The sequence below is a fragment of the Dokdonella sp. genome (genome assembly GCF_051958935.1).
Classification (GTDB): domain Bacteria; phylum Pseudomonadota; class Gammaproteobacteria; order Xanthomonadales; family Rhodanobacteraceae; genus Dokdonella_A.
Genome location: NZ_JBQCFP010000113.1, coordinates 1 through 12,784 on the forward strand (window position 1 = coordinate 1; position 12,784 = coordinate 12,784).

A 12,784-nucleotide genomic window follows, 5' to 3' on the forward strand; every position below is an offset into this window, starting at 1 on the left:
TATCAGCCCAGCCCTACCGCTGTTGGCTTCTACCTCTTGCTCGTCGGGTCCATTTTTTTGGCCAGTTACTTCTTCAGTCGCAAGAGCTTTCTGTTCCGTTGGTTCTTGTGGTTCTGCGAGCATGCCTCGGTGCCGTCGAGCCGCAAAATGGCTTTTTTCTACTTCGCGCTGTGCTGCTTTCTTGGCAGCATAGCCCTTCTTCAGGGCTTGGGCTGGTGAGGCCTCTATTCGCTTAAGCGGACTGCTGCGATGGGCGCTCGCGCTATCATGCGTTACGCGGCTCCGCGCCCTTACCTCCAACGTTAGCCCCACTTTTGAGCATCCCATGATTCGTTTTTTCTTTCTCATGCTGCTCCTTGCGGCAGCATCAACCGCTGACGCAGTCGTTATCCGACATGACGTGGATGACTCTGGGTATCGGGTTCCGGCCTCCGAGTTCCCTGCTCTGGTTGATATGCCTGGAGAGGGGCACGGCGTATTGATTGCGCCTCAGTGGGCCATTACTGCCGCCCACACGATCCCGCGGGGTTCCGACCTCCGGAACGTAATGATCAACGGCGTATCCAGGGACGTCGAGCGCGTTGTCATGCATGCCGGATACAAGACGCTGCCACAGGCGCTGATCGACCAGGCAATGGCCAGTGGAGAGGCTATGCTGATAGTGGTCTTTCTTGCCTCATCTGACGACATTGCACTGATCAAGTTGACCCACGCTGTGACAGACGTTGCTCCCGTCCAACTCTACAAGGACAGCAACGAGCCGGGGCAGATCGCAAAGATCGTTGGCAAGGGCGCCACGGGCACAGGAGCCACCGGGCACAGCTCAAATGGCCCAAATCGCACTGCGCTTCGTCGCGCGTTCAATACGATCACCAGCGCTCATGACCGCTGGTTGTGCTATGTATTTGACGCGCCGCCTACGGCGCTACCTCTCGAGGGCACTCTCGGTAACGGAGACAGTGGCGGTCCTTTGCTCCTCCAGAGTGATGATCATTGGCTGTTGGCCGGGCTGGGATCCTGGAAAGTCGTCCAAGGTGATGTCAGGACTGCCCGACCCGGACGCTATGGTCAAACCAGTTGCAATGTCCGCTTGAGCCATTACATCGGATGGATTGAAAGCGTGATCTCCGGGCAGTCACAGGCGGGGGCCAACAATTCATGTATGGGCTCCACTTGCAAGTGACCGGTTGAATGCGCCTTTGGCAAGCGGCGCGGTTGCAGTCGTGTATGCCTTGGGGTGAGCAGCAGGTGCTCGGGCCATGATGGAATCCGACGGGACGAAGCCACACGTTCAATCGGCCTCACACGGGCAGTAGAGTTATCGGCTTTCTCATCCCGGTGGCCGACACGTTTGCCATAGGTCTCGCTCGGTGCAACGCGGGGTGGGAACTCAGTGGGTCTCCGGCACGACGAACGCGCTGACGTGGTCGGGATCGAAGGAGTGGCGCTGATGCTCGGCAGCCCACAGGCGCCGTGCCTGGAGAGGCCGCTTTCAACGCCGCCCTCAAGCCCTGAGCTGCGCCTCCGGGATCTACGCCACTCGCGGATCGCATGGGGCGCTGGGCACCGCTGTGCCATACTCCGCGCCATGAAGGCCTTCCTGCGCGCATTCTCGATCCTGCACGCGTTGATGGCGGCGCTGTTCGCGCTCGCCGCGGTCGGGCTCGTCCTCGTGGCAGGCAAAATCGGTTTCGGCGTCCTTGCGGGCGATATCGACCTAGGCGCGGCGGAACGCATCATCGAGGCGATGGGTGTCCTCGCGGCGGCGGTCGTGGCGTTGCAGATCGCGCAGACGATCGCCGAAGAGGAAGTCGTGCGAGACGCGCACGTGAGCGGGCCGACGCGCGTGCGGCGTTTCCTGTCGCGCTTCCTCGTCGTGGTGGTCGTCGCGCTCGCGATCGAGGCGCTCGTCGCGACGTTCCGCGTGCACGAGGATTCCGCGAGACTGCTGCACGTGGCCGCGGTGGTCGCAGCGATCGGCGCACTGCTCGCGGGCTGGGGCGTGTTCGTCCACTTGAATCGCTCTGCCGAAGAGCTCGAGCCCGAGGCGATGCAGGAAGCGAAGAGCGAGGACCGGAAACTGAAACAGTGATCCTGCGCCATGCGCGTGCACTCGCGGCCTTCGCAATATGAACGAGATTTTGGCCTCGGATCCGTCGAGAACAAAATGGATGCCCGCTTTCGCGGGCATGACGTCGAGGAAACGTGCGGCGATCCCCGCGCCTGTCCGGGGTCGGTTCGAACCGTGAGCAGCCCTGCGACCACTATGCTGAAAACGATTGGCGTCGCGGCGAACTCGACTGCGAAATCCTTCCAGGATCAAGTCCAATCCGCGTGCTTCTCCTCGAGCGCGAGCTCCGCCATCGCGTGGCGATAGCGTTCCATGTAGGCGGTGCGATCGCCGTCGAAATGCAGCGGTTCGCCGACGAAGATGTCGACGAAGAACGGCACGATCATCCACTCGCCTTTCGGCAGCGCCTTGCCGAGGCCGTAGGTGTAGACAGGGACAACGGGTACGTCGGGGCGGCGTTCGGCGATGCGCGCGAGGCCGGTCTTGAATTCGGCGAGTTGCTCGGGTTCGCCGCGCGAACCTTCCGGGAAGAACACGAGGATCTCGCCACGTTCGAGCGCGGCGGCGATCGGTGCGAGCAGGTCTTCCTTCTCGTTCGTGCGCTGGCGGTTGAGCGGCACGATGCCGACGACGTTGAGCGCGAACCAGGCGAGCAGCTTGTTGCGCAGGAAGTAGTCGGCGGCCGCGACGGGGCGCACCTTCGGCAGCAGGCGCAGCGGCAGCAGGCTGATCATCGCCATCGCGTCGAGATGGCTGTTGTGGTTCGCGGCGAGGATCGCCGGGCCGCGCACGGGCAGCCGCTCGCGATGGCGCACGTTGAGGCCGAGCACGAACAGCACGACGAGGCGTACGAGTACGCCGTAGAAGAACAAGCGAAGCAGATAGCCCATCGCTTCAATCACTCCGATACGTGCCGCTGCGCGTGCCGATGGAATTGATCACCAAGACCGATCCGCTCCGATCAGCTGGCCGATGCTGATCGGCAGCTATAGGAAATGACGGCTTCCGGCCAGCAGCGGACACTCGACGACTACAGCCCAGACATGATGTTGCGGTTAGGGGGCAGACTCCTCATCAGCTAACCCCCATGCCTTGACGATCTTCTCCATCATGATGTTGGAGTTGACGGAATCCTCGATTTCCACCCTATCGTAGTAGTAGAAGTCGTAGCCCGTAGCGGAAGAGGATCGTGTTGCGGCAGTGCTCGGCTGCTCACGACGAATCGCAAGGTTGTCGAGGAAGACGTGAAACGCAGTAGTTAAGTCCTGCGGAGTGACTGTCCATCGCGGGCCTACAACGTAGTCGATCTTGGTACAAGCCAAGAATAGTGACATTGCGACCATACGCAGTCCGCCACGACAGCAGCCAAGCAATAGAACCGACTCTGGGTTCAGGCAGTCTGCTGAGCACAACGTAATCGCAAAATGATCCCAGGAGTAGCCCGGGCAGCCGCTTGCTTCTCCAAATCCGTATTGATCGGCGTGGGCGCCTAGATACAGATAGTCAAACTTTCCGATAGCCTTGGCCTGTTCCTCGAATGTTTCCAACGACGTAAGCTCGAGAACCTCGTGATCGATCGAGAACATATCGCAAATCTTTTCGATATGAGCTACCTCGGTCGAACAGACGTCGTTGCTCGCCTTTACGAGAAGCATGCGCTGTCGCATTCGTATCCTCCTAATGTCTAGCAAAATGTACGGCCGGATGGTTGACGCCGCCGGGCGCTTGGTCAACTACTCAGTTTGCGGCGATCTTGTGTTGATCTGTTTCCTAGGCGCAGCCTACGCCCAACCTGGCGGTGTGCTGCAGCCAAAGCCCCGCTATTGGTCGGGAGCGGGCGTGCTCTTTCAATTCGGAAGCGCCGAATTCAAGCTAGCGACTCGCCGTCTCGACTACAAAGGGAACGACCATGAAGGCCCCTGCGCGCATGAAACAGATCGGCGAAGGTGGCAACTCGGTCGTGCTGACCGACGGGCAGTGGGCATACAAGAGGCTGAAGCCCGCGGTCTCCCGCGATGGCACCGCGCGCTTTCGGCGCGAAGCCTCGCTCCTGATGGCACTGCGCAATCGCGCCGATTTGAACGTAGCGCCGGCGAGGGAGATTCGGGAGGTCGAGGGCAAGTTGGAGATCGTGATGGATCTGTTCTCTGGGAACGTGGAGAAGATCCTGGAACGCTACCGAGGTCAGCCGCGACAGGCCGCAACAGCGCTTGAGCCAATCGTCCGAACACTGGCCGAGCTTGCCCGCTTGCCGCAGGCCATCCACCACCGCGACATCAAACCCAGCAACCTGCTCTACCGGGGCAACGAAACCGCACTGTGGCTCGCCGATTTCGGTTGTGCTTTCATCGCTGGCGACGAGAGACTGACCCCCGATCGCCGCGCCATGGGCGCATGGGCCTACCGTCCCCCAGAGTATTCCAATGGCCGCGTCGAAGCGGTGGATGAGAAGGGCGATGTCTTCAGCCTGGGCAAGGTGCTCTGGGCGTTGATCTATGGCGAGAAAGGCATCGTCTTTCCCGGCCCGGTATGGTTTACGCCGGAATACGACCTGGGACGCGCCTTCCCTGGGGTCGTCGGTATCCAGCACGCGATGCTGGTGATTTCGCAAGCGTGTGCAATCGATCCCGTGCGTCGACCGACGCTTGACCAACTGGGCGAATCGCTTCGACAGTTGGCACGCGCCGAAGCGGCGCCAGACGCGGAGACGCGAGTGGACATGTTACGTGCCCAATCGCTAGTGGAGACCGAGCACGCCCAGCGGCGTGCCGCCACGACCGCCTTCGTGCTCGCTCTGCACAGCGACTTGCACGCCGCGATTGCTGCGCTGCATGCGCGCGAGCCGGAGTTCGCGTTCTGGACACAGTGGCGAACCGAAGCGGTGCGCACCCACCAGACCGCGGATGCGTTGATGCTTCAAGTCGCCGAGCACTTGTCGGACGCCCATGTCGTCAATACTCGCTTTCGCGGTCGATACCTGACGACCCGTTTCCATCCGCCCACCGCTACGCGGCCGGCCAGCTTCCGAGCCTCGATAGGTCGCGACGACGACTCCGTCCACGAATCTACCCTGTCCGTAACCAACGGGCCTGCCGGCACCGACTTTGCCGCGTGCAACGCGGATCCGTTACCTCCACAGGGTCCGTATAGTCCCGGTGTGCTACAGCGTTTTCTCGATATCGCGACCCAACGTATCTATCAAATGGACTGAGGGCCGGCCTGGCGTGGATAGCGGCCGCCGCTCTCCGACCCAGCGACTACCTGTTCCCGACGAGGCTGCATGCCTCGCCCCACCTCTCGACGCGGCAGTACGCCCGAATCGTCAACAGCTGGGTCGATGCCATCGGGCTGGAGGGTGGATCCTACGGGACGCACACGATGCGACGGACCAAGGCTTCGCTGATCTATCGGCGGACTCGCAATCTACGAGCGGTGCAGCTTCTCCTAGGCCACACCACGCTTGAGAGCACCGTTCGGTACCTCGGCATCGAGGTGGACGACGCACTGGAGATCGCCGAGCAGACCGAGGTGTAGCGAGGAGCCCCACGGCCGGATCGCTTCAGCGGTCGCGATCCGGCCAATTGCGGACATGAACTCCGCATCGCGCAGCCTAACCAGCGTTGCGCTTCAAACCTGAAGTCGAACCCCAGCGACGACAGCCCGGCACCAGGCTCCGTAGTCGTGCTCCTCGGCATCGATGTTGTGATCCCAATACTCTTACTCGCGTGGACTCGCCCCCTTTGAGTCCCTGCTTTACGGCCGGTTCGACTAACCCGGCCAGAGGATACGCCGCGGGAAAATGTCCGCGATATTGGTGGAAATCGATCGAAATCTCGCGGTAACCGGTTACAGGGCCGGGCGCGGCACAATCAACGGGCGCGGTCCCTGTGGGTAGCCTACCTAATCGTCCACGCTGTCGGTTCCGCCGTGACCGCCTGAACGGGCCGAGCCAGCGGATTGACTTCGGCTGCCCAAAGTCCAACAATATCCCTACTGCCGGTGGGCGGCTTTGCCCCTGCGCGGCACGCTCCTCAGCCGACGGCTTATTTGCGTCGATGAGCGAGGCTGTTAAGGCGCCAGAGAGCTTTCCGGCCGTTTCGGGTCTCCGGAAAAGCCGACGCCCTAGCGGTTGCGAGACCTATGTGCGGGAAGAACAGCGGATTGCCAATGGGCCATTCGTGTCTTCCCGATTCACTTTTATAGGTCTCGAAATGAACGATGAAGAACAGCGTCAGCTCGCCCGAAAGCTAATCCGCAACCTGCTCGCGCATGGCCCCATGAAGGGCGCCACGCTTAAGCTGCGTATGCTTGCCGACTTCGAAGCCGAGGCCAATGTCTCCTTCGACGCGGCCTTCCGCATCTACCCCAAATTCGCCAGCTTCCTGGCCTCTAACGATGACTTGGTCGAGGTCATCCGCCCGCCGGTGAATTCCCCCGGAGACATCACCGTGCGCCTGCGTCAGCCCTCCGAGGCCGCCACCGCCGCCGTAGCGGACTGGGCGCCCGAGGCGAGTGCGCACTTCGCGCTGCGTCGGGATCTTTGGCAGGCCTTTACCAACCCCGACGTTCGCCGTCGGCGCTACTTCCAGAAGTCTTCCGCCACCGTGGTGCATTTCCTGGACGACGCCTTGCCGGCGAAAGCGGTTGACTCCGACGATTGCGTCGCGATCGAGCCCATTCCGGCCGAGATCCAGGGCGGATGGATGCGCCGATTCGTAGAAACGAACTTCGCTCCGTCCAGCAAGCAAGTCGAGCTGCTACACGTCGCTACGGTCCCTTACACCTCGGCGCTCAACCATACCTTCGCGTTCGCCCTCGGCTCGCATGCCGCGGCCTGGAAGCGCTACCGCGCCAGCCGGGTGTTCAAGGCGGTGCACCAGTGGGCCGACGCGCACGGGATCGCCCTCGACGTACTTAGCCGGACACCCGCACCCGCGCTCACGTCGGCACCCGAGACGCGCGAGGCGCTGCGCGAGGCCCTGCTGGAGGTCGTCAAACAGGCGAGCCTGGAGGAATTGCGCCTGATCCAGATCCCTGCGTCGCTCTTGTTGTCCCTCTCGCGATCGAATGCGCGCTAAGGTTCGAAATGAACGCGCCTGTCGTTCGGGTGGCCATTGTGGTCGGCCTGCCCGCCAATGTGGTTGTGCGATTGCAAGCCCGCTTCCGGGACAGCGTGCTTATCAAATCCGTCCTGCTCAGCCGGAGCGGCGGCTTCGGGCTGGAAACCGATCCCATGGTCGCTGCCCACATGGTCGAACAGTTCGCCGACCTGACGACGACCTACGAGCAGGTGGCCGTGATCTCCTTGCCGTACCACGCCACCGTCGGGATGGTGGACGAGAGCGTAGCGGTACTGCAGGACCTGGGCGCCCGCGTCTACACCGCTCCACCCAGTGATGCGCCCTGGCCGAAGGTCCGCTCCAAGTTCGGTATGGATGCCATGTTCCAAGACGCGCTCATTCAACGGATCACCGCGTGCATCGACGACTGCTTTCCGCCCGAGCCAATCCCGGTCGACGAGATTGAAAAGGTCAAGTTCGAGCTGCTGCGCGGCCTGGCCTCCCACGACAAGATGGGCCCGAATAACCATTCGCACGAGGACGACCTTTGGAAATCCCGCGCGCAGGGATGGGGTTCGCGTGAACGCGAGTCCATCGTCCGGGAGCTCATGGCAGCCGGGCTGTTGGACCGCAAGAAGAACAAATCCGCCGGCGGCAAGGGTTGGGTGTACTGGATCGCGGACGTGAAGCTCGCATGCGCCACGTATCCCAAGCTCATCGACGTGATCGGCTAGGCGAGGGCGGAATGGAAAGCCAAGCGGGCGGCCAGGTCCACGCCAAGGGCTAGCTCTCGGCCGCATGGCGCAGAACACAGTGCTCCCCTTGCTCAACCGCGACCTGCAGGTCGCGGGCTGGCATCGGATCGGAATTAATGCAAGCGGACGTGAACGCTTGGCATTGCGCCCAGACTCCGCCCTGAGTCCCCGGCAGGGTCGGGGCAGCGCCAGCACCCAAGGTGTCCTGCGCCGCTAGGGGATCAGCAGGGGGATGGAGGTCCGCTTTGGGTCGTAAGCGGTCATTCGCCAACCATTGCGGCCGGCGAGTTGATCATCGTCGATCGGTTCGGTGATGCATTCGCTCCGTCGCAAGCAGCGGCAATAGGCCTTGTCATGTGACTATGTCGCGCGCCTTGCCACAAGTTCCTCTTTTATTGTGAGGACGTTCGCAAGCACGTTCGTACTCATGGCTCCTTGAAGGCGTGTCACGTACGCCGCTCGCTCGGGCTCGGGCAGCCCTTGGATGAAGCCACCGACAGCAATCACGGCCAACATGTGGTTGCGCATTTCGACGCTTACGGTCATCGGAAGTAGCGCTCCGAGCGCTGGCGTGGGTGGCAGGCGCGCGAAAGCCCGAAAGAGCGGTGGCGGAAGCTGCAGGGTCTGCAAGGTCTTCGCATACTCGGTGAGCGCAATGTGAGCCAAGGCTGCGTTCTCGGGAAAGTTGGCATCGGCAATAGGGTGTAGCGGTTCGATCGTTACCTTGCGTCCATCGGCTTTCGCAGCGAGCACGCCCGCAGATAGTTCGATCAGCATGTCATCCAGCGCTTCTTCAAGTTGCGCAACATCGCTGACGTCGGGGCCAAACCGCGGCACCCATACTAGACTAATGCGTCGCTCCGTCAGAAGGACGCCGTTGCGGCTTGCTCGGAGGAGCCACTCCTGCGGTTCCGTTTCGTCGCTCGGGAGGAACGCCTCGAAGACCACACCGCCTTGCTCATAGTCGCTCCACTTAATCATCGTGATCTTCGCTCGTGTGTATTGCTGTGGAAGAGAAGTCAGGGGCTTTTGTCGCGCGGAGCGCGTCCAGCGTGGGCGTGGAGAGCCAATAGGCGCGCCCCAACGGCGCCACATCGCTGAGAAAGATCGTCAAGAGAAGAGGCGGCCGTGCGCTGGCTTGAGGCACGAAGCTCTGCCCCACATCGGGTCGTCCCGCGATCCATTGCGCTCGGCGTCGCACGGCGCTGGCAATAACGTTGCGCGCATGGTCGGAATCCGATGACGTCCGCAGAAAGGCCGCCGCGCCTTCGCGCACGCTGGCCCATATCACGTACCTCATTTGCGAGAGCGTAATCCCGCTCTCCCAAGGGATCGGCGCCAGGTCCATGGCCCAGCGGGCTTCGAAAGCATGTCGACGCAGGAGGTGCGCGAGGTATCCCTCCGCCTCCGCGTCGGCCAATGCGCGCCAGAGTTGGAGTCGATCGTGCAGGCTGTGCTCACTACCAGCACACGTGCGAAGGCGGCCCTCGATCGCGCTCCCGATGAGCGGTGTCGCTTGCCAGTCGCCTAGATAGCGCCAGCACACAGGATCGTAGATCGCGCGCTGCAGCCCGTCAGGTCTGCGCAGATCTTCCTCGTCACACCGTTGGAGGACGCGCCTCTTCTCGAGGAGGACGAACAGGGCCTCCGTCAGATATGCGGAGGTAGTGATCGGTGCGCGATCTAGCGTGGCTCGGTGGATGGCCAGCAGCGCGGCGGTTTCGAGCAGAGTTAACGCTTGCAGGTTCTCTGCGGGTGTCGCCGGCGTGGTGCGGTCGAGGGTCGGTTGGGTTGTTTCATGGCTCAACCCGGGATCCGCATTAAGTGCGTGGTGAGTAGCTCGCCCACGGTCTCTGTGGTCGAGGCCAGCCAGCGACGACAATCTCGCTAAATGAACACTATAGATTGTAGTCCTATAGGACTCAATCGGCTCTCATCCGCGAATTCCCGGAAGTTCACGGATGCCGAGCAAGCATTCCCTCCCCGCAGCGCTCAAGCTGGCCCGCAAAGCGCAGGGCCTGAGCCAGGAGGCGTTTGCCGACGTATCTAGCCGCACGTACATGAGCACGCTCGAGCGCGGGATGAAGAGCCCGACATTGAGCAAACTCACGGATATTTGTGGGGTTCTTGGGGTTCACCCCCTGACGCTGCTGACGCTCTCGTATACCGGCGGAAACAACAGCGAAGTCGACAGTCTGATGGCCCGCGTTCGCCGCGAATCGAATGCCCTCGCGCGACGCATGGAGCGCTGACTAGTTCACGCTTGCTCCGCGCTGCCCGCCGGCCGCGCCTTCCCTTGTTTCGACAGGTCGATGCGTCTACCGTGCGCACGCTGCCCCCGTTCCGGGGGAACGAGTCGACCGACCAGCGATGGCTGAGCTTGCCGAAGAATTCGAGTCACGCCTCACCAGCCGCTACGGCGAATTCGTTCCGCCTTCAGCTTTATGGAAAGAACTTGGCTTCGCCACGCCCGCTTCGTTCCGCAAAGCGCTCTCCCAAGCCAGGATCGAGGTCGAAGTCTTCGACATTGCGGGGCGTCGAGGATCCTTCGCGAGAGCTCTGGATGTCGCCCGATGGCAGGCGGCGGTCTATTCTGGGCGCAGACGCCACACCAAACTGCAACCGGGTGATTGAGTCGATCACGTCCTAGGGCCTTCAATGCTCGTGGCGATGGTGCAGATCCGGGAAATGAGGATGCCGATGCGTCATCGGCTGATGGCGATGGTGGTGGGTGTGGGGTTCCGCTCCATCCCACGGGAAATCGTGCTCATGCTGATGGTGATCGTCGGGCACGTGCCGATGCGAGTGCTCGAGCGGTTCGTGCGTATGCCGTTCGCTGACGTGCAACCACACACCGAGGGCCATTAGGCTGCCTGCGATCCACCGCGGTAACGAAGGCAGCTCATGCAGCTGGGACGTGATCAGTATCGAGCCGCCGGGAACGCGATCATCGATGCCCCAGTGCTCTAGGCCTGACGCTCCTTCGTTGACTGACAGGGTGGCACAGTGGGCGAACGCAAGAATGCGAACGTTAGCCGGTAGGCGCCCGAGCCACGTCGCCAATCGGCGGAACGCACTCGAGCGGTCGACGGCACGCCTGGCAGAGCACACGCAGACCCAATCGTCCCCACACGCGCGTGCGACACGTGGGGCAAGCGTATTTCACTTTGCGCTTGGCCGACGCGATGTCCGGTCCGTCCTCGCTCCGTCGCTCCGCCCAGCCCGCGACACGCGAGAACAGTCGCGATTCGATGCGCCGCGGCAACTTAAGCTTGACCGGCGGCGGCACCAGCGGCCGTGGATCGTGCCCCTCCGGCCATCGTGCCCCGATCGGAAACGCGTCGTCGCGGTCGAGCAGCGCCACGCACGCTTTGATGAAGTGACCGTCCGGATCCGGAAAATCGTCCATGCGCTGCCCCGTCGTGCGGCCACCAGGCTTTCCGGTCGACGTCGGCACGAGGCCGATCGACTGCATTTTGTTTGCCCACTCGGCATTGTGGTAACCCGGTCGGCTCGGAGTGCCACGTGTCAGCTGCCAGAGATGGCATTGCTGATGGGCAATCGTTTGCAGCAGCTGCAGCCACGAGCATTCGCCGAACAGCATGGGATTAAGGCGGATCTCGCCGACCGTCTCCCCTGACGTCGCACGCCAGCGTTCGGCCGAAAAATGGCCCAGTGGGCCGACGCCGCGGGTCAGCGTAAACAGCGCCGACGGCAACTCGCCATCGAACAGCGAGCGATTGAACGCCGCGGCGATCGTCTGCAGCCGGCCGTAGAAATCCCGCGTGACGTGGTTGCCCATGACGTGAGTGTATCGTACGATACAATTCGACGCGAGACTGCCCGATGTGGGAGTTATATGGGCTCAATACGTAGCGCTTTGAGGACAAGCGTGACGACGCGCAGCGAGAGTGCTGCACGAGCGGGGCGGTCGACGTATACTTTTGTGGACTTGTTCTCAGGTCTCGGGGGATTCCATGTCGGGCTGTCGCGCCTCGGTCATCGCTGCGTGTTTGCCTGCGAGATCGACCGCTGGCTGCAGGCCGCGTATGCCGAGAACTTCGGCATGGTCCCCGCCGGGGATATTCGTCGGATCGACGTCGACGACATTCCTCCCCACGACATCCTCTGCTCGGGTTTCCCGTGCCAACCGTTTTCGCTCGCCGGCAAGAAAACCGGCGCAAAATGCCCGTCGTCGGGCAAGCTCATTGACGATGTGTTCCGCATCGTCGATTGGCATCAACCGAAGTATGTCTTTCTCGAGAACGTGCCGAACGTGCTCACGATTGCGGGCGGTTCATTCTGGGCGCACATCTGCATGTCGTTCCACGCGTTGGGGTATGTCGTGGAACACCGCATCTATTCACCGACGCAGTTCGGCCTGCCGCAGCAACGCCAGCGCCTCTTCATCGTGGCCCGACGGCGTTCCCAGCCGGCATTTCAGTGGCCCGAACCCAAGACCCCTCGCGTGAGACCGCTCTCGGAGTTCATTCGGGTCAAGGACGGGCTGCGCCGGCTCGAAGCGGAGAAGCGCGACGTCATTGAGAAATGGAACGAGGTCGTGTCTTTTCTGCGCGAGCTCTCGAGCCATACGCTCATCGCATCGGAGTTCGGCGCGACCTAGCCGGTGGAAGGACTCTCGGCGCATCGCAAGTGGCGTCACTTCCGCGGCGGGTTCGGCGCGGCTCTGACCGAGTACGCCGATCGCGAAGCGGCCGCGGCGCGGCTTCCGCACTACGTGCGCGACCACGGCGGAACCGTTCCGGTCTGGATGCGTCGGTACGTCGACTATTCGCGGCAGGTCTATGCCGAGGCACCGGCGTTCTTCGATCGCTGGAAGCAGGGGCTCATTGATCTTCCAAACAGCTGGCAAAAGCTCGAGTGGCGCGGCGACCGAG

General features: G+C 62.2%; 17 protein-coding genes. 12 read left to right on the plus strand and 5 right to left on the minus strand.

Annotation, left to right across the window (positions count from 1 at the left end):
• From ACTHK2_RS11180 to ACTHK2_RS11190, 3 genes are all read left to right on the plus strand, one after another.
• Nucleotides 1-219 (plus strand): hypothetical protein (locus tag ACTHK2_RS11180; RefSeq protein ID WP_440245792.1); only part of this gene is annotated, 219 nt, incomplete at its 5' end.
• 106 nt (nucleotides 220-325) lie between these two features.
• Complete coding sequence (locus tag ACTHK2_RS11185; protein ID WP_440245793.1) at nucleotides 326-1,183, plus strand: S1 family peptidase; 858 nt, start codon at nucleotides 326-328, stop codon at nucleotides 1,181-1,183.
• 405 nt (nucleotides 1,184-1,588) lie between these two features.
• Nucleotides 1,589-2,092: a hypothetical protein gene (locus ACTHK2_RS11190; RefSeq protein ID WP_440245807.1), complete on the plus strand. Its 504-nt coding sequence runs from the start codon at nucleotides 1,589-1,591 to the stop codon at nucleotides 2,090-2,092.
• A gap of 227 nt (nucleotides 2,093-2,319) precedes the next feature.
• On the opposite strand, the gene ACTHK2_RS11195 is transcribed toward ACTHK2_RS11190, so the two are convergent.
• Together ACTHK2_RS11195 and ACTHK2_RS11200 are read right to left on the minus strand one after the other, a co-directional pair.
• A complete protein-coding gene (locus ACTHK2_RS11195; protein WP_440245794.1) occupies nucleotides 2,320-2,961 on the minus strand; it encodes a lysophospholipid acyltransferase family protein in 642 nt (213 codons plus the stop codon).
• Between the two features lie 165 nt (nucleotides 2,962-3,126).
• Entirely contained in the window at nucleotides 3,127-3,726 is a 600-nt protein-coding gene (locus ACTHK2_RS11200; RefSeq protein WP_440245795.1) for a hypothetical protein, read from the minus strand.
• Between the two features lie 254 nt (nucleotides 3,727-3,980).
• On the opposite strand from ACTHK2_RS11200, the gene ACTHK2_RS11205 reads away from it, so the two are divergent.
• The 4 genes from ACTHK2_RS11205 (at nucleotide 3,981) to ACTHK2_RS11220 (ending at nucleotide 7,865) form a co-directional block, all read left to right on the plus strand.
• Entirely contained in the window at nucleotides 3,981-5,282 is a 1,302-nt protein-coding gene (locus ACTHK2_RS11205; protein WP_440245796.1) for a protein kinase domain-containing protein, read from the plus strand.
• 17 nt (nucleotides 5,283-5,299) lie between these two features.
• A complete protein-coding gene (locus tag ACTHK2_RS11210; RefSeq protein WP_440245808.1) occupies nucleotides 5,300-5,605 on the plus strand; it encodes a tyrosine-type recombinase/integrase in 306 nt (101 codons plus the stop codon).
• Nucleotides 5,606-6,282: 677 nt separating this feature from the next.
• A complete protein-coding gene (locus ACTHK2_RS11215) occupies nucleotides 6,283-7,149 on the plus strand; it encodes a hypothetical protein (protein ID WP_440245797.1) in 867 nt (288 codons plus the stop codon).
• A gap of 8 nt (nucleotides 7,150-7,157) precedes the next feature.
• Nucleotides 7,158-7,865, plus strand: coding sequence for a hypothetical protein (locus ACTHK2_RS11220; RefSeq protein ID WP_440245798.1), 708 nt, complete (start codon nucleotides 7,158-7,160; stop codon nucleotides 7,863-7,865).
• Between the two features lie 381 nt (nucleotides 7,866-8,246).
• On the opposite strand, the gene ACTHK2_RS11225 is transcribed toward ACTHK2_RS11220, so the two are convergent.
• Nucleotides 8,247-8,867: a hypothetical protein gene (locus tag ACTHK2_RS11225; protein WP_440245799.1), complete on the minus strand. Its 621-nt coding sequence runs from the start codon at nucleotides 8,865-8,867 to the stop codon at nucleotides 8,247-8,249.
• A complete protein-coding gene (locus ACTHK2_RS11230) occupies nucleotides 8,860-9,693 on the minus strand; it encodes a hypothetical protein (protein ID WP_440245800.1) in 834 nt (277 codons plus the stop codon). Before ACTHK2_RS11230 ends, ACTHK2_RS11225 begins: the two co-directional genes overlap by 8 nt.
• A 154-nt stretch (nucleotides 9,694-9,847) precedes the next feature.
• On the opposite strand from ACTHK2_RS11230, the gene ACTHK2_RS11235 reads away from it, so the two are divergent.
• From ACTHK2_RS11235 to ACTHK2_RS11245, 3 genes are all read left to right on the plus strand, one after another.
• Complete coding sequence (locus ACTHK2_RS11235) at nucleotides 9,848-10,138, plus strand: helix-turn-helix domain-containing protein (protein WP_440245801.1); 291 nt, start codon at nucleotides 9,848-9,850, stop codon at nucleotides 10,136-10,138.
• A 118-nt stretch (nucleotides 10,139-10,256) separates the two neighbouring features.
• The gene (locus ACTHK2_RS11240) at nucleotides 10,257-10,520 is read left to right on the plus strand and encodes a hypothetical protein (protein WP_440245802.1); all 264 of its coding nucleotides are present in this window, start codon (nucleotides 10,257-10,259) and stop codon (nucleotides 10,518-10,520) included.
• 60 nt (nucleotides 10,521-10,580) lie between these two features.
• On the plus strand, nucleotides 10,581-10,754 hold the full coding sequence (locus ACTHK2_RS11245) for a hypothetical protein (protein WP_440245803.1): 174 nt from the start codon (nucleotides 10,581-10,583) through the stop codon (nucleotides 10,752-10,754).
• 163 nt (nucleotides 10,755-10,917) lie between these two features.
• Here the strand turns inward: ACTHK2_RS11245 and ACTHK2_RS11250 are convergent, their stop codons facing one another.
• A complete protein-coding gene (locus ACTHK2_RS11250; RefSeq protein ID WP_440245804.1) occupies nucleotides 10,918-11,688 on the minus strand; it encodes a SprT-like domain-containing protein in 771 nt (256 codons plus the stop codon).
• 90 nt (nucleotides 11,689-11,778) lie between these two features.
• Here ACTHK2_RS11250 and ACTHK2_RS11255 point away from each other — a divergent pair, with 90 nt between their 5' ends.
• Together ACTHK2_RS11255 and ACTHK2_RS11260 are read left to right on the plus strand one after the other, a co-directional pair.
• A complete protein-coding gene (locus tag ACTHK2_RS11255) occupies nucleotides 11,779-12,510 on the plus strand; it encodes a DNA cytosine methyltransferase (protein WP_440245805.1) in 732 nt (243 codons plus the stop codon).
• A gap of 3 nt (nucleotides 12,511-12,513) precedes the next feature.
• Nucleotides 12,514-12,784: hypothetical protein (locus tag ACTHK2_RS11260; protein ID WP_440245806.1), on the plus strand; the 271-nt coding region annotated here is incomplete at its 3' end.